This window comes from Flavobacterium hydrophilum, assembly GCF_003202405.1.
In the GTDB taxonomy this organism is placed as follows: Bacteria; Bacteroidota; Bacteroidia; order Flavobacteriales; family Flavobacteriaceae; genus Flavobacterium; species Flavobacterium hydrophilum.
This window is the reverse complement of the sequence record NZ_QJHL01000005.1, coordinates 326,694-346,218: the sequence shown is the minus strand read 5'-3', so window position 1 is coordinate 346,218 and position 19,525 is coordinate 326,694. Positions and strand designations below refer to the sequence as shown.

Sequence of the window (19,525 nt, the reverse complement as noted above, 5' to 3'; positions counted from 1 at the left end):
CTATCAGCAAATTTTCTTTTTATTTTTTTGTCAAAAAGGCTTGCAATTACAAAATCTAGGTGTATATTTGCACTCGCAATCACAAAATGATAGCAGCCTAGTAAAATAGGGCGATTAGCTCAGCTGGTTCAGAGCACCTCGTTTACACCGAGGGGGTCGGGGGTTCGAACCCCTCATCGCCCACCAAGAAACTCCTTAAGAAATTAAGGAGTTTTTTTTACGATTTTTCCAGTGTTGACGGATTGTAGATTCAAACTCAAATTTGGGGAGATACTCAAGCGGCCAACGAGGGCAGACTGTAAATCTGCTGTGTGAACTTCGCAGGTTCGAATCCTGCTCTCCCCACAAATTACCAAAAACTCCAAAGTCTTGCGATTCTGGAGTTTTTTTATTCCCTAAACTCATGGATTTTATTGTTTTATGGATTAAGATTTTCTTAGATTATCTAATCTTTTACTGAATCCTAAACTTTCAACTAATCCATTTTGGCAGTAGTTCAATAAGTATTTATAAGATAAATGGAGGTAGGATTTATATAATTTATTTATTTTCGCAGGCTATCATTTTGAAATGGATAAATACAAGAATAAATAATTTTGTTTTTAAATCCCGTAAAGTCCTCCCATTACAGAAATTTTTTCCCCATTTATCCAGTATGAATCATCAGAGGCAAGAAATGCTACCACTTTTGCAATGTCTTCAGGTTTACCTGATCTTCCAAGTGGTGTTTTGGAAATCATAAAAGTTTCTGCTTCGCTTCCTGCCATTCCCACTGTATGATAACCTTCTGTTTCTACAATTCCGGGTAAAACAGAGTTGATACGAATATTCTTTCCTGCAAATTCTTTGGATAATGAAATCGTAATAGCATCTAAAGCAGCCTTTGTTGCTGAATATGCAGCACCGTTTGGCATTGGCGTATTACTAGCACCTGAACTTATGTTAATTATGTTACCGCCTGTTTTGCCAAATAGTTTTAAAGATTCATGAATGGTCAACAATGAACCTAACACGTTAATATTAAATTGCTGGTGAAACGAATCTTCAGTAAAATGCTCAATTGACTCAAATTGATAGATACCCGCATTGTTCACCAAAATATCTAATGTCCCAAAAGCATTTTTTGTTTCTGTAAACAGTCTTATCACATCTGCTTTTTTGGATACATCGCCTTGAACTGCAATAGCATTACCACTATTGTCAGTAATCACTTTAACTACTTGCTCTGCATCTTCTTTACTTGATGCATAGTTTACGACTACACTTGCACCTTCTTTTGCAAGATATTTGGCTATTGATGCGCCTATTCCTTTTGATGCTCCTGTAACTACAGCAACTTTGTTTTTTAATTTACTCATTTTTTACTTTTTTAATTTGTGAGCTGCAAAGTTAGAAAGTGAAAGTATACTTTTGTAACTTTGTATCGGAAAGTAATTGTATCATTCAGGGAATCAAGTAACCTAAAAGTAACCAACAGTATGGGAAAAGTTCAGTGTTTACAAGAGAATAAGAAAAACTTAATAGCAATTCAAGATTCGATGGATGTGCTAAGTGGTAAATGGAAAATACCAATAATATCTTCAATTTGTTATTATAACAAGAGAAGATTTTCAGATATTTTACATGATGTTGTGGGTATTTCCAATAAAATGCTGAGCAAAGAACTGAAAGAATTGGAAGTAAATAAAATAGTCAACCGTACTGTTTTGGATACACAACCCATAAGTGTTCAATATGAACTTACAGAACATGGTAAAACATTACAAATCATTATAAACAATCTATCAGAGTGGGGACAAACTCATAGAAGAAAAATTATTGGAAAATAGCCGTCAGAATTATTCAGTAGCCGCACATTGCTCAACGAGTACTTGCTTAATTTAAAAGATGAATTGTAGCGTTTGTACGGTTTATTAAAATAGAATTCTTATAAAGCTATTTTTTACATACGCAATTATCTCAAAAGCCGCATTCAAACGCTTTATTTAGTTTAAAAATCTAAGTTGTACTCGTCACAGAGCACCAGATGATTGTCAACTCATAAAAAACAGATAATTCAGTTGTTGATTTTTTAAATTACACATTTCAACTAGCTATTTTTATACAACTCAATTTTCCTTTCCTCAAAATCTTCAATTACGGCCATGAATCCAAACTCTGTTTGTGTAGGAGGCAATGCAAACACGACTTCTAAAGCTGTTAATTTTTGAATTGTTGCTTCGAAGTTGTCAATTCCGAATCCTAATCTTAGGTTTTCGTCTGCTTTGGTCTGGCTTTTGGTTAAAGGATAAATTTCTAAAACTGTTTTTCCGATAGTCGCACTGTAATGAAATGGCGAATTTCCGTGTTGGTGGTACTCAAAAGTCAATCCGAACAGGCTGTAAAAATCGGATAGTTTTTTTGTGTCTCCTGTTCTTAAAACCAATAAACGTATTTCCATTTTATACTTTTGTTTTTGAGTTTTGCTGTTTATTGTCTGGGACTAAATTAAACTCTGTTTTTGGATTTGCCAAATAAGAAACAAACTAACCCGTTCAAAGGCGGATTATTCCTTAAAAACAATTCGTTTCAACTTTATCAATTATGATTATTATTAGTATACTTGTTAAAAAATAAAAAACAGAAATATGAGAAAAGCAATACTATGCGCATTTATTGCGATAAGTACGTTAATTAGCTGCAGTAGTGATAGTGACGAGCAGTATACAGAAGATAAATCGTTTAGTTTTAAAATAATTGAAACAAAAACATATTATAATAATGCAGGCACTTGGGAGGAAATAACAAATAGTGCATTGTATACAACAGATGATAGCCGTTTGTATTATGAAAAAAAGACAAAATTATTGACATACGAATTCAGTAAAGGCTATTATACTCAAAGTCCGGTGACATTTGAAAATGGTAAATTTGTCAGCATTTATATGAATTTAAACATTGGATTAATTTCAAAACACACCTACGAGAGAAAAAAAGGCTATATTGAATGTTTGGAATACAGCAATGATGAACTACTTTATAAGTATATATACAGAACAAGATAAAACATTATTATGTGTAAAAAACCGCTATTTGGCGGTTTTTTTTTATTTAAAAGATCTAATTAAACCTTGTTTTCGGATTTGCCACAAGAGCCGATGACGAACAGGCGAAGCAAATCATTTCAAATATAAACTAATTTCTAAGGGAGTGCGAGACCGGTACTTTTATATGAGAGGATTATCCTTATTGGAGCTGCGTGGTAAATGCTTGATTGAGTTCAAAAATGTAAGCAGGTACTCATCGCAGACGTGCATCAAATGAAGCTGGATTTAAGCTAATAATTTCTTTTTACCACAAAAAAATGTACGTTCACCTCAATTTATTGTTGGAGTTCCTGAATATGCATAGTATTGCAACTATTACTTTATAAGAGCATTATGGTATAGCAGTTTGTTTTGATAAAAATTGAACATTTTGCGATTACTAACTTTATTAATATCAAATACTATGAAAACAAAAAGATATTTCTATTTCAGTCTGTTTTTAGGCATTCTTACCTTATCCTGTTCAAAAGATAACGATAGTAATGAGGAAGAAACCAATGTTACAACTACTGAACCTGTTACAATTAGTGCAACGGATGCGAAGGGAACAGCAGAAGGATCATCTGAGACCGGAGCAAACGAGGAGGATATACTGGCCAATTCAACCTTTGCTTCTACAGTAAAAATAACATTTAGCGGCACTAGTGCAACGATAGAAAATGCGGTAACGGGAGTAACCGTTACTACTTCCGGAGCAGATGTTACCGTTACTTCTACAGTTGCCGGAGTAGCTTATGAAGTTTCCGGCAGTACCACAGATGGGATGCTCAAAATCTACAGCGACAAAAAATATAAGCTTACACTTAATGGCGTGTCTATCAAAAACAATGATGGATCGGCAGTCAATATCCAGTCCGGTAAGCGTGCTTTTGTTGTATTGAGCGGAACAAACACATTAGAGGACGGAGTAACGTATGCTACTTCTACAGAAGACCAAAAGGGAACCTTTTTTAGCGAAGGACAACTTATTTTTTCAGGTACCGGGATACTTAATATTATAGGTAATAATAAACATGGTATTGCTGCAGATGATTATGTGCGTGTACAAAGCGGAACGATTACTATAACGAAAGCTTCTTCAGATGGTATTCATACCAATGATGGGGTTTATATTGATGGAGGTACTCTGAGCATTACTGCGTCCAGTGACGGGATCGAAGCAGAAGAGGGACATATCATTATCAATGGTGGAACGATCACCGCTACTGTTGCCGATGACGGAATAGTGGCTTCATACGACACAGACGATACGATTGATCCCTATGTTGTAATTAATGGAGGCACCATTACGATCACTACAACTGGTGAAGGCGGTGAAGGAATCGAGAGCAAAAGTAAACTGACAATCAATGACGGCACTATTTATATCAAGGCTGTCGATGATGCCATCAATGCCGCAGATGCCATTTATATCAATGGGGGAACTATTGTTGTCTATAGTACAACAAATGATGGTATCGATTCTAATGGTACACTGACTATTACCGGCGGAAGAATCTTTTCTACAGGAGCCAAAAGCCCGGAAGAAGGTTTTGATTGCGATAATAATACGTTCAAAATTACTGGAGGGCTTTTGATTGGTGCCGGAGGAGCTACCAGCTCACCGACTGCCAGCGTATCTACACAGGCTTCTGCTATTTTGGGAAGCGGAAATGCGGGAACTATATTTAGCGTATTAGATAGTGATAACGCAGAGGTAATGACGTTTAAATCACCTGTGAGTTTTACAACATTACTTTTGTCCGGCAGTAAATTTAGTTCGGGCAAAACCTATAAATTGGTTACGGTTTCTGCGGTAACTAACGCTTCGGATTTTAACGGATTATATTTGGGAGGAACATTTAGTAATTCTACGGTATCTTCAAGTTTTACGTTGACATCTATGGTGACAAAAATAGGAGGGAGTACCGGTCCGGGGAGGTAATACTATAAGCGATGTAATCCAATAAATAAATTTTTGAATATTAGTAATTAGTAGTACAAGTCCATACCTAATCAGGTATGGATTTGTTTTTTGTTTATAAATGTATGATTGTTTAAAGTCATACTCCGGTCAGTTTTCAACGAGTACACAACGTCACTAAATTAAAGGGACTTTATAATTAAAAAGCTTCTCGATACAATTTTTAATTATAAAGCTATCGCATTATTATTAAAAATAACTCGAAATGACGCATGAAAATTACCGGACTAAATGACTTTGAAAAAGCACCAAATTGTGATTTAAAATTCAAAATACTTTTCTTACATTCGTCGAAGCAAAACTAAGACTGATCATTAGAAAAAAAAGATATCTGCAGGAGGTTTTTATCAAATAAAATCGAAAATTTCAGCAAGATGTTGGTTATTAATGTATAGGTTAAAGGTTGATGCTAAGTCGGAAAACTGAAACAGCGACTTTAAAAAACTGAAAGTAGGCAATTATATCATTTCAATTCATGAAAAAAATTACTTTTTTATTATTATCCAATCTTTTTATTTACTCCTATTCTTATTCACAAGCAACTTTTGAACATACTTACAGTACTGATATACAAAAATCAAGCATGAAAGACGTTGTTGGGTTTAATTCAGCTAACGGGTTAAAATATTATACTTTTGACAGAGAGACAAACACGGTCGAAATTTACAACCAATCTCATGTACTTGAAACTTCTTTTACAATTCCGTTAGATTCGGGGCATTTTCTTTCTGAATTTATTTTCGTAACAGATAAACTTTTCAATAATGACGGTCAAATTGAATTTTTGTATAAATCATACAAGAACAATACTCAGAAAATATACTTATGCAATGATACAGGAGTTCTTCTTCAAAGTTTTCCGGACAAATATTATGCTGGAATAGTTAGAGATAATTCGAACAATTATAAAATGATTGTTTCAGGTTCACTTGAAAATCCTGTTACAAATTCATACGAATACGATGTATACGGACTAACAGGAACATTGTCAACTGAGCAACAGGATATTTTGACGAAAAAAGCTTTTGTATTTCCGAATCCAAGCAACAATATGATTACTATTTCAAATGCGAACAGTACTGGTAAAGCTTCAGTTTTACAAATATTTTCTGCAAATGGTAAAAAAATATTAGAAGAAAATCATACAGAAGAAGAAATTAAAGTAGATGTTAGTGCCTTTCAAAATGGTGTCTACATTTACAAACTGGATAATAAGTCGGGAAAGTTTATAAAAAATTAAATCTTCTCTAATAAGGATTTTAAAAAGGCTTTAAGTTTTACATAACTTAAAGCCTTTTTTGATATTTAGCGATAGGTGTTAAAACAGATTGTTTATTTTTTTCTGAATTTATAAAATAGTATAAGTCCCAATGATAATATGCCAGTCAGGATTGATAAATATATTTTCCAATTGGTTGGATAATTTTTATTGGATTCACGGCTTTTTTCTTTTATTTCGCCGGGTTTCTTTGTTTCAATGAGCTGCTTTTTATCTTTAACTAACCAGCCAATTTCCGGTCTTAGAGTTACTGATTTTTTATCTTGTTTTATTCCGATAAACCCGGCTAAAAATTGCATTTCATATTTCTTTCCAAAATAATTCCAAATAAAATCAGCTTTAGAAAGCCCGTTGTTAAATTGATTAGTTGTCAGTCCTTCCATAAATTTTTCCGGCTCTCTTTCTATGAAAGGATTGTTAATCATTTTTTGATTTCCATCACTAACATAAGGGAAAAACTTAATAATCCAGCCAGTTATATATGGACCACCGCTTTCATCTTTTCTTTTAAATATGTTTGACCAAAATTTGTGATCTATTTTGTTATCACTTGCATTGATAAATTGCTGAATAATGGGTTCAATTGAGTTTATCCAATTATCGATCTCGTATCCTTTAAATCTTTTTATGTTTTTTTTAATTTTTAGCCAATCTTCTTTTTTTCCTTCAATGTTTATTTCAGGGATACCACATGCTGAAGCGTATTCGTATTCGAAATAACCACTCATTACATTTAATAAGGCTACTTCGTAAGCAGCTTTCTCCACAGCTGTTGTAGTGCTAAATGATTGTACATATAGATTATGTATATCAGATTTGATATATTTAGAAATTGAATCTGCCATAACGGGAAAAGCTAATGGCCATGGCGAATTGATACTTCCTTTTTTAAACTCTGTACTGATGGGCTGAGTATCAACTGTTAATTTTTTTTTATCGTCGAATGCCACAAATTTTGCCCTTAATTTTTCGGAATTGATGTTGACATGTGTAGAAAAACCCTGGCATATCAGCAGCCAGATCATATCCGGGCTTATACTTATTCGTCGGTGATCTGCGTAAGCAATATATAGACACTCAACAAATGGATGTATTTCGGTCTCGACAAATAAATCATTTCTGAGTTTAAATTCACAAGCTTCAAATTTCCCTCCTATTCTGGTTTCAATTGCTTTTACATAAGAGACTTCGGGTAACGGCTTACTGGCTAATTTAACATCATCACAAACTATTTTGACTTGTGCGTTTAGTTTAGAAAGGGCAAGTAATAAAAATACAATATATTTTTTTCTCATTTATTGAATTAATAGTTGGTTACTATAATGATATTTTAGGTTTTTAGTTCCAAATTAGAGCCATTACATCTAGCGCGTTGAGCGAATATAAAGAATATTTTTACTACAATTATTTATTTTTTCGAATGGTATTAAAACAATTTCGGAAACTTATTTTCTTTAAAAAAACAGTTTACAACCTAAAGACTTGTTGCTTAAAAACACCCGAATAAATTTTCACTATATTTGGCATAAAGATTGTTGTTTCGGGAATCAAAATTTTTTTGCTTCAAATAATTGCCCAAATCAAATTATAAAACCCAAATTTAAAATGAAAAAGAAACTCATAACTCTTTTATTTGTATTTACTGTTATAAATGTCTTTGCGCAAGTGACAACTACATCAGAACCGGAGAAAACTAATCCAGTTGCTGCTGAAGTTTTGCCTCTTAATGATATGGTTACTAATAAAAGCATAAAGGCACTTGCAAAAATTCCGTTAGATCTGGCTTCCATCCTGATTTATGATTACGATGGTAACCTTTTTTCTTATGATTTAGAATCTGAAACTATTGTGTGGACTGTAAAAGCAACAGATGCCCATACTCCGATGTGTGGAAATAAAATAACGCTGCAGGACGGAGTTGTATATGCACCTTTTATCAACGGTGAAATTTTCGCAATTGACAATCAGGACGGAACTATTTTTTGGAAATCAAGATTAGGGGACAGTAAAGATCAGATCATATTAAAAGATCAGGTTCCGGTTATTAGTAACGGCAAACTGTATGTAACGGCACAAAACCAGACTATTTATGCCCTTAATTTAAAAGACGGCAGTTTAGCATGGAAATACAAACTGGATCTTGTAAATAATGATATTCCGGTGCTGTCTTTTGGAAACAAAGTTTTTACGCCAAGCGGAGCTAATTTCTATAGTTTTGATGGTGCAACAGGAAAAGTCCTTAGCCAAAAAAGCTTTGAGCAGACCATGACCGGAAAACCGGTAACAGATGGCGAAAATGTATTTGCAGCAAGCGAAAAAGATGTACTTTATGCCTTAAGTCCGGATAAACTGGATGTTTTATGGCAATTTAAATTAGAAGAAAATCAAAGTAATATCCGGGAAAGAATATTCTGCAAAGACAACAAAGTCTATTTTGGAACACAAGGCACAACAGGTTCTTCTATTTATGCTGTTGATTCAAAAACCGGAACCCGGATATGGAAAACTGATTTTAAAGAAGACAGTATCGAATACATGACTGAGCAGGATGATAATATATGGGGATATACAAAAAAGGGAAAACTTTTTCAATTAGACTTAAATGGCGAAATGTTATTCGAAACAAAATTAACAACCATGCCTATTTCAAATCTTGAATTTCCCGAAGGCGATTCCTTATATTATTATTGTGATGCGGGTTTAATTCAATATGAATTAGCAGAAAAAGATGAAAACGTCATGTATATGAGAACATCGATTCTGGACAATATTTATAGTGCGTATCTAAAAATAATTCGATAAAAAAAAGAAGCTGTTTCAATAATGATACAGCTTTTTTTTTGATGCCACTTTTTTATAAAAGAAAGATTTGGAGAATTCGTAATTGGCATAATTGCGGATTTCAAAGTATTACAACTAGTGATATTATCCATATTGAAGATTAGTCAAATTAATAAGGTTATTTTTTTTGATTTATGTTTGCTTCTGTTAAAATCTGTTTTGCGAAAATAAGATGTACTTTTTTAACCGCATCACCTTGGTAGTTTTTAACATAAAAAATGATTAATATTGCGTTTTAGATTCTTCATCTTTTTTAATTCATGTCTGTTTATAGCAAATATGCTGATCATATTTTAGTAAATCTTCTTAAAGAGGATGATCAACTGGCGTATACAGAAATTTTCGAAAGATATTCCAGAGTCCTGGTCAATCATGCTTATAGAATGCTCGGTAATCAGGATGAAGCAAACGATGCTGTTCAGGAAGTATTCTTATCTATTTGGAACAAACGTTATGAATTGATACTTACAGGCTCTCTTTCTTCTTATTTATACAAAGCCACAAAAAACAGAATACTAAATCATATCGCCCACGAAAAAGTGGTTTCCCGCTATGCAGATTCCATTTCGAATTTCATTGAGAACGATTATGTCTTTGCAGATTCTAATCTCAGGGAAAAAGAATTAGAAGCCATTATAGCAAAAGAAGTGGCTTTACTTCCGGAAAAAATGCGCGAAGTTTTTCTTTTACGAAAGGTAGAAGAACTGTCATACGATGAAATTGCACTTCAGTTAAACATTACAGATAAGACAGCGAAACAGCAAGTCTATAATTCGCTGAAAATACTACGGGAAAAACTCAAATCCTTATTGGGTGTTTTTATTTGGTAAATTATAGTACTGTTTTTGTTAATTTCTGTGATAAAATTTACTGATAATCTTCTGATTGGTAAATAAAAAATAGCATTCACGGGAATTTCTTAATGATATAATAATATTTTTTTAATTTTTTTTTGTGATCGTCTATGACAAAAGTTATTTCTGACTGTCTTACTTAAAAAAAGAAAAAATATCGTGTTGTAATTATGGATAAAACTCAAATCTTAGCGTTGCTGCAAAAATACCGGGAAGGTGCTTTATCTGATGCAGATAAGGATAAACTGGATGCGTGGTATTTATACAAAGCTTCTAACAGTAATATACAGCTTAACGAGTATGAACTTGAAGACAGTTATGAATCTTTAAAATCAAAATTGCCATTATACAAGGAAACAAAAGTAATCAGTCTTTGGCCGCGTGTAGCTGTGGCAGCATCAATAGCTTTGTTACTGGGTGCGGGAATATTTTATTTCACAAAACCAAAAGAGCAAATTCCTCAGTTTGTTGAAAAACCCAAAGAAATCGCACCGGGAGGAACGAGAGGAATTTTGACACTTTCGAACGGAAAGCAAATTGTGCTGTCTGATATTTCGGCAAAAGATACTATTGCCAAAGAAGGCGAAAAAGAGGAAGTAACCATTAAGATGGATGCAAACGGAGTGATTACCTACACAATAAACCCGGATGCTGAGGTTTCAAAAGAAGATGCTAATGCATTCAATACACTTTCGACACCAACAGGGGGACAATACAACATTGTTCTGGCAGATGGAACCAAAGTGTATCTTAATACGGTTTCGTCTATTAAATATCCGACCCGTTTTAATGGAGATCAAAGAATGGTTGAGTTAGAAGGGGAGGCTTATTTTGAAGTGGCTAAAAATAAGGATAAACCTTTTATAGTTAAATCAGCAAATCAGTCTATTGAAGTCCTTGGAACGCATTTTAACGTACATGCTTATAATAATGAATCAGTTATAAAAACCACTTTGTTAGAAGGAAGTGTTGCTATTACTTATAAAAATCAAAAAGCGATTTTAAAACCGGGACAACAATCGAATGTAGCTGATAATTTAAATAAGATTGTAATTCGAAAAGTAGATACCGAAGCAGCTGTAGCCTGGAAAAATGGCCGTTTTAAATTTGATAATGCCGATCTGAAATCTGTAATGAAGCAACTGGAGCGCTGGTACGGGATTAAAGTTGAATACCGTGGCGATGTATCGGATGTGAGATTTAACGGAGGCACATTTATGAATAAAAATTTGTCTGAAGTATTAAAAGTACTTGAGCTTAGTAATATAAAATTTAAGGTCGAAGGAAAAACGATTATTGTATATCCCTGATTTTAAGTTTACCGAATTATGTTGAGATTATAAACTAAAAAACCAGAGGCAGTTGCAATGCTTCTGGTTGTTAATAGGTTTATAGCCAATATAAGTTGTCCACTATTGTTTAACTATAACTAAATGTAAATGTATGAAATTTAATTTACAACCAAAAAAACCTTACAAAAAACTCAGGAAAAAAATCCCGGGACTAGATTTTTCTAATTACGCATTGATGTTGAGTGTTTTGGTTATGCTGCTTTGCAGTTTTTCGAGCCAGGCACAGAATGTTACCATCAATTTTAAGAATGCACCGCTTGAAACAGTCCTTAAAGAAGTGGCAAAACAGGCAGATTTCGAAGTTTTCTATACTCAGAAATTGCTAAAAGATTCGAGCCCTGTAACGATCAATGTTAAAAATTCTACTTTAAAAGAAACTTTAAATCAAATTTTTAAAGATCAGAATTTAAAATATACGCTTACCAATCAGACCATTGTTGTAACTGCTTCAAAAGAGGAACACCTGGGAAACGAACTAACAACCCTAAAAGGAAAAGTACTAAATAGTAAAAACGAGCCTTTTCCGGGGGTGAATGTTAATATCACAGGAACAAACAGACACGCCGTAACTGATTTTGACGGAAGTTTTTCTTTTGATAATGTGTCTGCGCATTGTATTATTGAGTGTTCCGGATTAACTATTGAGAAAAAATCTTTTTCAGTAGCTGGCCGTAATCCATTGACTTTAATCGTTGAAGATAAAGTATCTGCTATGAAAGAAGTTGTGGTGACCGGTTTTCAGACGCTTACCAGAACGCATTCTACCGGAGCAATTACTAAAGTCGATGAAAAAGTATTAAACGAAAACATCAACACCAACTTAGCCAGTGCTCTTGAAGGTCGTGTGGCAGGTCTGATGTTTCAGAAAAATCCAACCGGAGCTTCAACAGATACGCCAATATTAAGAGGTATAGGTACTTTTTCTGTTGGAGAGGTAGGTTATAGTCCGCTTGTGGTAATAGATGGTTTGCCAACCGAATTGACTCTTGACGAAATTAATCCTTATGATATTGAAAGTGTAAATGTTCTTAAAGATGCAGCAGCAGGATCGATCTATGGTGCAAGAGCAGCAAACGGAATCATTGTTCTAACTACGAAAAAAGGAAATGGTAAATTAAAAGTAAGTATAAACTCGGATTTCTTTATTGCTACGAAGCCAAATATAAAGGACATGAATTATGCTTCTACCATTGATATTATTGATTTTGAGCAGGCTGTATATGACAGAGAGAGAGGCAGATTTGCCAATACAGCTACTATGTTCAATGCTTATGGAGACATTGGAAGCAGCAGCCCAAAATATTATAGCCCACTATATCAACTGAACAGAGATCTGGAGGATGGAAAAATAAGTAATTCAGATTACAGCAGTACTATTGCCCAATGGAGAAAGAACGATTACATAAAAGATTATCGTGATAACGTTTGGCAAAATGAATTTAGACAGCGTTACAATATTGCTTTTTCAGGCAGTACTTCTAAACAAAATACGTATGTGTCATTAAATTATGACGATTCAAAAAACAGAATCAAAAATAACGAAAGCCGTGAGTTTAATCTTTATGCCAAAAGCAGTTTTCAGGTAAACAACTGGCTAAATGCAACTTTTGGAGTAAACGCAACATATAGCAATGATGATGTTACTGATTTTGATTTGGGTAATTATAATATCCAAAAAAGATACGAGCGTATTACCGATGATAATGGAGATCTTGTAAACTCTCAGTTTGTAGGTATTAGAGATGGTTTTACGGGCAGCAGTGTTCTTAACCCTGCTATGGCTGCAAAAATAAATAGTTTAAGCGGCTTTAAATCAGTAAATTTTAATGTGCTGGATGCGCTTCAGGAAGGTATTACAAATGAAAATTCGCTAAGCCTGAGAGCTTTTACAAACCTGCGTGCCAAGATATGGAAAGGCTTAAGTCTGAATACACAATTTCAGTATGAGCTAAGAAAAAATGATAACGATCAGTATTATGCTGTAGACTCCTATAGAATGCGTTATGCAATTAATGCCTTAACGGGTTATAATCCCACTACGAATGCCTACACCTACGTGGATGGTTTTTCTACTGGAGGCCGTTTCAAACAATGGAGCAGTCAGGCAAGCAATTATTCTTTTAGAAATCAATTAGATTTTAGTCAGGACTTTAGTGAAGGCAGACACTCTGTTAATGCTATAGTGGGTTTTGAAATGCGCGAAACTTTCGTTCCAAGAGGTATTGAACAGTTACGATATGGCTATGATCCCGTTACGCTTACCTCTGCGGTATTGAATAATCTTGCACTTAGCCAAACCGGTGTTGCTAGTTATATCTATGGAAATAACGCCACTTTAGCAGCCTTAGGAAGAAAACAGGATGAAGTTTTACATCATTATTTTTCAGTTTTCAGTACTGCAGGCTATACTTTTCTGTCAAAATATAATGTAACAGGAAGCTACCGTGTTGACAGGGCAGATTTGTTTGGAGTAGATTCTAAGTATAAAAACCGCCCGTTGTGGTCGGCAGGTTTGGGCTGGAATGTCAGCAACGAAGACTTTATGAAAGAAGTAAAATGGGTCAACATGCTTAAGTTTAGAGCTACTTATGGAGTAAGCGGAAATATAGATCAAAGTACAACACCTTATGTAACTGCCACAAGAAGAAACGATAATTTATATCAGTCTTTACAATATATCAATATCACGGGACAGCCTAATCCAATGTTAAGATGGGAAAAAACACAAACGACCAATTTAGGTTTAGATTATACCTTATTAGGAAATAAGCTAACCGGTAGTATAGATGTTTATCGTAAATACAGCAGTGATTTATTAGCGACAACTGATTTAGATCCTACTGTTGGTGCAACAAGCAGAAGAATTAATGCCGGGGCTTTGCTAAATAAAGGAATCGAATTTAGTGTTGGTTCCCAATGGTACAACAACGGTAATTTCCGAATTAATTCTAATGTAGTTTTTGGCTTTAATAAAACTACGGTAGACAAAGTTACCAGAGCGCAATCGTCTGCTTCGGTATACGTTAGTTCTCCAACCAATTACTTTTTTGAAGGAGAGGTATTCAATAGTTTGTACGCTTACAAATATGGGGGTACGGTTAATGGATATCCTTATGTTCTGGATGAAAACGGAAATCCGTCAATTACTTTTGATGCTAATGGGAATCCAATATCGACCAGTATAAAAACAATTACTAATCCTGAGGCTTTGGTAAATATGGGAAGTTTAACACCAACTTATACAGGTTCTTTATCACAGCGATTTTCATACAGACAATTTGATTTGAATATGTTATTTGTTTTCTCAGGCGGAAATGTAATGCGCAGGGAAACTATTGATATGAGTACAGATGATGTAAATCTTTCAGGTATTACAGATCGTTACACAGATACCCAGCAAAATGGCAACACGCGTTTACTTGTAGATTTTGCAGATAATCTCAGAAGTTATGCCGGAACCATCAGCAGCCAATGGAGAAACTCAAATGCAAATGTTGTAGATGGTGATTACATTAAACTTAGAAACATTTCGTTAGGTTATAATTTGCCAAAAACTTTTGCAAACAGAATAAAAATGGAATCGGCGAAATTTACTTTTCAGGTAAATAATATTTGGTATTGGAGTGCGGCTGGTAATCGTATTGATCCGGAAGTTTATTCTTCTAACTCAGGCATACGTAATTTACCATTGCCTAAAACATACTTATTTGGTTTTAATTTAACCCTTTAAAAAAATGAAACATTTACATATTACAATCCTGTCGCTGATTATGCTTACTGCAGTATCCTGCGAAGAATATACAGATCTTACCCCAAAAGGAGCTCTGGTAGTAGAGACTGCCGGTCAATTTCACGAAATGGTATCCTTGCCGGGAAGAGGATATCCAATCACGAACTTTCAATATCTGGTAGATGATCAATGGATGAAAGAATCAAATGTAATAGGAGTAACTCCTAATATCAATACAATTAATTTTACTTTTGATGAAAGTGTAGACAGGGTTTCCTTAATGACAGGTTCCAGCTTTTACAATCAGGCTTACACATATATTAACAGATGGAATACCATTATTTCACTGGTGGATGATAGTAAAGGAGAAGCAAGTACCAAACAATTAGCAAAAGCAGAGGCCAAAATTTACAGGGCATACGATCACTTTTTGTTAGTAAATCACTACGCAAAAGGGTATGATCCGCAAACTGCCGCTTCTGATGGAGGTATTTGTATCATGGATAAATTTGATTTAGAAGCTCAACCATCAAAATCAACAGTGGCGCAGGTATACGATTTTATTCAAAAAGATATCGAGGATGCACTCCCATATTTACAGGAAAAACCGCTTGATGTTTATCATCCTTCACTCGCATTCGCTTATGCATTTAAAGCCAAAGTACACTTGTTTAAACGCGAAATTACCAAAGCAAAAGAAGCTGCAGAAAAATCGCTAAGCTATAATAATAAAATATTTGATATGGTAGCTTATAATGCACAGGGAGGACCAAATGTAGTACCTGTACCAGCGGCAAATAATATAGAAGTGCTTAGCTACATGTATATGAATGGTTATAATGAAATGAATTTTGGTCAACTTTATATAATAAGTCCGGAGTTGAGAACTTTGTTTGGTACAAATGATGCACGCTTTAATTTATTTTTCAACACTACCAGTACAACCAATTTGGATCAGGGCTCAAATACGGCGTATTGGGGAACTGTATACACGAAATTCTTCTATCCTACTGTTGGAATGAAAACGACTGAAGTATATTTGATGCTGGCAGAATGTTATGCCAGAGAAGATAAATTGACTGAAGCTGTAGATGTTTTAAATACATTAAGAGCAAAACGTATTTTATCAGGTACTGTAAATTTACCTGTTCCGGCTACCCGAAAAGAAACTATGGAGCTTGTTATAAACGAGCGAAGAAAAGAATTACTTCTAGGTTTTAATCGTTTCTTTGATCTTAAACGATTAAATACTGAAACGGAATATGCAAAAACGATTACAAGAGTATTTCCAATCGTTAACAAAACCGTTCCGCAAAAAACATATACCTTGCTGCCAAACTCGAGACTGTACATTGTGCCGTTTCCTTTAACAGCATTAATGAAAAATCCAAAACTTACCTTAAATACAGACGAAAAAGTTCCATTTTAATCCTGATGAAGAAAATATTTATAATATTAATCATGCTGTTGGCCACGCAGCAGCATGGTTTTTCTCAAAATCCGACAGAAAAAAAAGCAGATAGTACCAGTACGCAGCCAAAAGGCGTACAGGCTTACAACAAGGTAATAACTGATAAGGCTAAAAGTAAAACAGGTCTTTTTACGATTAGCCAGGTCGATACGAAATATTATTTTCAGATTCCGGATAGTTTGTTTAACAGATATATGCTGGTCGTAACCCGGTATCTTTCTACTCCGGAAGGCTTTGGAAGTTTTGGAGGCGAAAAAGCCAATGAACAGACTATTTACTTTGAAAAAGGATCGAACAATAATGTGTACTTAAGGTCATTGCAGTACAAACAGGATGTACGCAATGCAGATTCGATGCTGGCAAGAGCATTAGCCGGCAGTAATGAAAATCCGATTGTTGCCGCTTTCCCAATAAAAACAACCAACCCTGATAATGGGGATGTTGTTATTGAGGTAACAGATACGTTCAAAAAAGACAATGCGATGTTTTCTTTGGAAAGCAAAGAGAAGACAGAGAAAAAACTAACGACTCTTTCTGATGATAAATCTTTTATCGAAGGTATAGATGTATATCCTATAAATATTGAAATAAAAACGACAAAAACGTATACAAGTTCCACAGCTAGCAGCGGAGGTGTAACACTAAGATTTAATACTTCAATTGTATTGCTTCCAAAAACGCCGATGCGCAAACGTTTTGCGGATGAAAGAGTGGGGTATTTTGCCAATAAATATGTTTTATTTGATGATGATGAACAACGTGCTAAGGCAAAATACATTGTTCAGCGTTATCGTCTGGAACCAAAAGATAAAGACGTTAAGAAATACCTAAGAGGCGAATTGGTTGAACCCAAAAAACAAATCGTCTATTACATCGATCCGGCAACACCAAAAAAATGGAGGCCTTATCTGATTGCTGGAATCAACGATTGGCAAAAAGCTTTTGAAGCAGCCGGTTTTAAAAATGCAATTGTCGGTAAAGAATGGCCGGAAGATGATAAAACAATGAGTTTGGAAGATGCACGATATTCTGTCGTAAGATATTATGCTTCTGAGACGCCTAATGCTTACGGACCACGTGTGAGTGACCCAAGAAGCGGTGAAATTATTGAGAGTCATGTAGGTTGGTACCATAATGTGATGAAATTAGTTCAAAGATGGTACATGATTCAGGCAGGACCTTTAGATCCGAAAGCCAGAAAAATGCATTTGGATGATGAATTAATGGGACAATTAATCCGTTTTGTTTCTTCTCACGAAATTGGACATACGATTGGTTTACGCCACAATATGGGAGCAAGCAGTGCTACTCCGGTAGAAAAATTAAGAGATAAAAAATGGGTAGAAGCCAATGGTCATACCGTTTCTATAATGGATTATGCACGTTTCAACTACGTTGCACAGCCGGAAGACAATATTGGTCCGGCGGGAATTTACCCACGTATCGGAATGTATGACAAATGGGCAATTAAGTGGGGGTATGGCTATCTTCCAAATGCGAAAGATGAGTTCGAGGAAGAAAATATCCTGAGCAAAATGACTACTGATAGTTTGACAGTTAATCCTAAATTATGGTTTGGAGGCGAAGGAAAAGAAGAAGATCCCCGAAGCCAGACAGAAGATCTTGGTGACGATGCAGTATTGGCAAGTGATTACGGAATAAAAAATTTAAAGCGTGTAGTACCAAACCTTATTTCATGGACCTATCAGCCTAACGATGCTTATGATAATTTATCGGATATGCATAAAGCAGTTGTAGCACAATATTCAAGGTATTTGTATCATGTGCTGAAATATATTGGTAATAATTATGTAACCAAAAGAACGGTTGACGAAAAAGCAATTGTATACAAACCTATTCCAAAAGCAAAGGTAAAAGCAGCTATCGGATATGTAGGAAGACAATTGTTTGAAGCGCCTCTTTGGATGTACCCTAAGGAAATTGATGAACTTATTCCTTTAAAAACAGCAGATCAAATAGCAGATCAGCAAAATCAGATATTAAATATGCTTTTAAGTTCGGGTATGCTTTACAATATCAGCCTTAAAACGATGGAGTCTGAAGGAGCTTATACAGTTCCTGAATTTTTAAACGATTTGGGTCAAACCGTATGGATAAACTTTAGCGGTGATGAAAAACGTGATTTTTACAGAAGAAGTTTGCAGCGAGGTTATATTGAGAAAATAGGAATGCTGTTATTACCTAAAGAAACAGAACCGGGTAAAGCCTTAAATGCGGCACAACGCAGTGATGTGAGATTATACGGAAAGCAGCATCTTTTAAAATTAAAAACAGATGTTACAAAGTTAAAAAATACAGCAACAGGGATTAACAAAGATCATTTCGAAAGTATTTTGATCGAAATGGACAAAATTATTTCAAAACTAAATAAAACAGATATATGAAAAGAATATTAGTTATAGCATTAATCTGCTTAAGCGCTTTGGGGAATGCCCAATTGAAATCAAAAGAAGAAGTGGCTCCGGAGTTGGTAGAAAAGCGTGAAGCACTGAAAAAAGAAATTACAAAAAATTACCTGGCTTTAAAAAACAGTCTTATAATTTCAGACAGTCTTGCTGTTGTTAAAAATGCAGATGCGTTGAAGAGCTCCTTAAAAAACTTTAAATTTAAAAAACTAAGCCTTGAACAAATGAACGAGGCTACTACAAAAAGAAATGAAATTGTAGATCTTGCTACTGAAGTTACTGCAACGAAAAATATCAATAAACAGCGAAAAATTGTTCAGGACCTTTCGGTTAAATTTTGGGATTTAGCTCCAAAGTTTAAAGCGGATGATGCTATATTATATCTTCAGGTCTGCCCAATGACAGGAGCTGTATGGACAAGTGATAGCAAAGAAATCAAGAACCCCTACTATCCAAAAAATATGCTGACTTGCGGTGAAGTAAAAGCAAGTCTATAAAGATTGAATTAGTTGATAAATACGGT

The 19,525-nt window shown here is 34.6% G+C and carries 14 protein-coding genes and 2 tRNA genes; 13 read left to right on the top strand and 3 right to left on the bottom strand.

The genetic code is table 11. The annotated features are described in order from the left end of the window. Nucleotides 1–108: 108 nt before the first annotated feature. Both DMB68_RS19750 and DMB68_RS19745 read left to right on the top strand, forming a co-directional pair. Nucleotides 109–186, top strand: a tRNA-Val gene (locus DMB68_RS19750). Nucleotides 187–264: 78 nt separating this feature from the next. After that, nucleotides 265–345 (top strand) — tRNA-Tyr (locus DMB68_RS19745). 257 nt (nt 346–602) lie between these two features. Here DMB68_RS19745 and DMB68_RS19740 read toward each other — a convergent pair. After that, entirely contained in the window at nt 603–1,358 is a 756-nt protein-coding gene (locus DMB68_RS19740) for an SDR family NAD(P)-dependent oxidoreductase (RefSeq protein ID WP_110348354.1), read from the bottom strand. A gap of 120 nt (nt 1,359–1,478) precedes the next feature. On the opposite strand from DMB68_RS19740, the gene DMB68_RS19735 reads away from it, so the two are divergent. Further along, complete coding sequence (locus DMB68_RS19735) at nt 1,479–1,829, top strand: winged helix-turn-helix transcriptional regulator (protein ID WP_110348405.1); 351 nt, start codon at nt 1,479–1,481, stop codon at nt 1,827–1,829. Nucleotides 1,830–2,089: 260 nt separating this feature from the next. On the opposite strand, the gene DMB68_RS19730 is transcribed toward DMB68_RS19735, so the two are convergent. Further along, complete coding sequence (locus tag DMB68_RS19730) at nt 2,090–2,440, bottom strand: VOC family protein (RefSeq protein ID WP_110348353.1); 351 nt, start codon at nt 2,438–2,440, stop codon at nt 2,090–2,092. Nucleotides 2,441–2,627: 187 nt separating this feature from the next. On the opposite strand from DMB68_RS19730, the gene DMB68_RS19725 reads away from it, so the two are divergent. From DMB68_RS19725 to DMB68_RS19715, 3 genes are all read left to right on the top strand, one after another. After that, nucleotides 2,628–3,044, top strand: a complete 417-nt coding sequence (locus DMB68_RS19725) for a hypothetical protein (RefSeq protein WP_110348352.1) — start codon at nt 2,628–2,630, stop codon at nt 3,042–3,044. Nucleotides 3,045–3,489: 445 nt separating this feature from the next. Further along, nucleotides 3,490–5,010, top strand: coding sequence for a carbohydrate-binding domain-containing protein (locus DMB68_RS19720; protein ID WP_196783712.1), 1,521 nt, complete (start codon nt 3,490–3,492; stop codon nt 5,008–5,010). Nucleotides 5,011–5,524: 514 nt separating this feature from the next. Beyond that, entirely contained in the window at nt 5,525–6,289 is a 765-nt protein-coding gene (locus DMB68_RS19715) for a T9SS type A sorting domain-containing protein (protein WP_110348351.1), read from the top strand. A gap of 92 nt (nt 6,290–6,381) precedes the next feature. Here DMB68_RS19715 and DMB68_RS19710 read toward each other — a convergent pair whose 3' ends face one another. Next, nucleotides 6,382–7,623 carry a DUF4419 domain-containing protein gene (locus tag DMB68_RS19710; protein WP_110348350.1) on the bottom strand — a complete coding sequence of 414 codons (1,242 nt, stop codon included), beginning with the start codon at nt 7,621–7,623 and terminating at the stop codon, nt 6,382–6,384. A 310-nt stretch (nt 7,624–7,933) separates the two neighbouring features. Between DMB68_RS19710 and DMB68_RS19705 the strand changes: the two genes are divergently transcribed. The 7 genes from DMB68_RS19705 to DMB68_RS19675 all read left to right on the top strand — a co-directional run bounded on the left by DMB68_RS19705 (nt 7,934) and on the right by DMB68_RS19675 (nt 19,499). Further along, nucleotides 7,934–9,130, top strand: coding sequence for an outer membrane protein assembly factor BamB family protein (locus DMB68_RS19705; RefSeq protein ID WP_110348349.1), 1,197 nt, complete (start codon nt 7,934–7,936; stop codon nt 9,128–9,130). A gap of 299 nt (nt 9,131–9,429) precedes the next feature. Beyond that, the gene (locus DMB68_RS19700; protein ID WP_110348348.1) at nt 9,430–9,999 is read left to right on the top strand and encodes an RNA polymerase sigma factor; all 570 of its coding nucleotides are present in this window, start codon (nt 9,430–9,432) and stop codon (nt 9,997–9,999) included. Nucleotides 10,000–10,193: 194 nt separating this feature from the next. Further along, nucleotides 10,194–11,333 (top strand): FecR family protein, encoded by a 1,140-nt coding sequence (locus DMB68_RS19695; RefSeq protein ID WP_110348347.1) that lies wholly within the window; start codon nt 10,194–10,196, stop codon nt 11,331–11,333. 133 nt (nt 11,334–11,466) lie between these two features. Then, nucleotides 11,467–15,105 (top strand): SusC/RagA family TonB-linked outer membrane protein, encoded by a 3,639-nt coding sequence (locus DMB68_RS19690; protein ID WP_110348346.1) that lies wholly within the window; start codon nt 11,467–11,469, stop codon nt 15,103–15,105. A gap of 4 nt (nt 15,106–15,109) precedes the next feature. Further along, nucleotides 15,110–16,534, top strand: a complete 1,425-nt coding sequence (locus DMB68_RS19685; protein WP_110348345.1) for a RagB/SusD family nutrient uptake outer membrane protein — start codon at nt 15,110–15,112, stop codon at nt 16,532–16,534. A gap of 5 nt (nt 16,535–16,539) precedes the next feature. After that, nucleotides 16,540–18,981: a zinc-dependent metalloprotease gene (locus DMB68_RS19680; RefSeq protein WP_110348344.1), complete on the top strand. Its 2,442-nt coding sequence runs from the start codon at nt 16,540–16,542 to the stop codon at nt 18,979–18,981. Continuing rightward, entirely contained in the window at nt 18,978–19,499 is a 522-nt protein-coding gene (locus DMB68_RS19675; protein ID WP_110348343.1) for a DUF3347 domain-containing protein, read from the top strand. Before DMB68_RS19680 ends, DMB68_RS19675 begins: the two co-directional genes overlap by 4 nt. Nucleotides 19,500–19,525 lie beyond the last annotated feature (26 nt).

Excerpts from the sequence above, each read along its gene's own strand:
- DMB68_RS19720 (WP_196783712.1), top strand. The coding sequence starts at position 3,490 with ATGAAAACAAAAAGATATTTCTATTTCAGTCTGTTTTTAGGCATTCTT.
- DMB68_RS19735 (WP_110348405.1), top strand. The coding sequence starts at position 1,479 with ATGGGAAAAGTTCAGTGTTTACAAGAGAATAAGAAAAACTTAATAGCA.
- DMB68_RS19675 (WP_110348343.1), top strand. The coding sequence starts at position 18,978 with ATGAAAAGAATATTAGTTATAGCATTAATCTGCTTAAGCGCTTTGGGG.
- DMB68_RS19730 (WP_110348353.1), bottom strand. The coding sequence starts at position 2,440 with ATGGAAATACGTTTATTGGTTTTAAGAACAGGAGACACAAAAAAACTA.
- DMB68_RS19715 (WP_110348351.1), top strand. The coding sequence starts at position 5,525 with ATGAAAAAAATTACTTTTTTATTATTATCCAATCTTTTTATTTACTCC.
- DMB68_RS19680 (WP_110348344.1), top strand. The coding sequence starts at position 16,540 with ATGAAGAAAATATTTATAATATTAATCATGCTGTTGGCCACGCAGCAG.
- DMB68_RS19705 (WP_110348349.1), top strand. The coding sequence starts at position 7,934 with ATGAAAAAGAAACTCATAACTCTTTTATTTGTATTTACTGTTATAAAT.
- DMB68_RS19700 (WP_110348348.1), top strand. The coding sequence starts at position 9,430 with ATGTCTGTTTATAGCAAATATGCTGATCATATTTTAGTAAATCTTCTT.
- DMB68_RS19710 (WP_110348350.1), bottom strand. The coding sequence starts at position 7,623 with ATGAGAAAAAAATATATTGTATTTTTATTACTTGCCCTTTCTAAACTA.
- DMB68_RS19725 (WP_110348352.1), top strand. The coding sequence starts at position 2,628 with ATGAGAAAAGCAATACTATGCGCATTTATTGCGATAAGTACGTTAATT.
- DMB68_RS19695 (WP_110348347.1), top strand. The coding sequence starts at position 10,194 with ATGGATAAAACTCAAATCTTAGCGTTGCTGCAAAAATACCGGGAAGGT.
- DMB68_RS19685 (WP_110348345.1), top strand. The coding sequence starts at position 15,110 with ATGAAACATTTACATATTACAATCCTGTCGCTGATTATGCTTACTGCA.
- DMB68_RS19740 (WP_110348354.1), bottom strand. The coding sequence starts at position 1,358 with ATGAGTAAATTAAAAAACAAAGTTGCTGTAGTTACAGGAGCATCAAAA.
- DMB68_RS19690 (WP_110348346.1), top strand. The coding sequence starts at position 11,467 with ATGAAATTTAATTTACAACCAAAAAAACCTTACAAAAAACTCAGGAAA.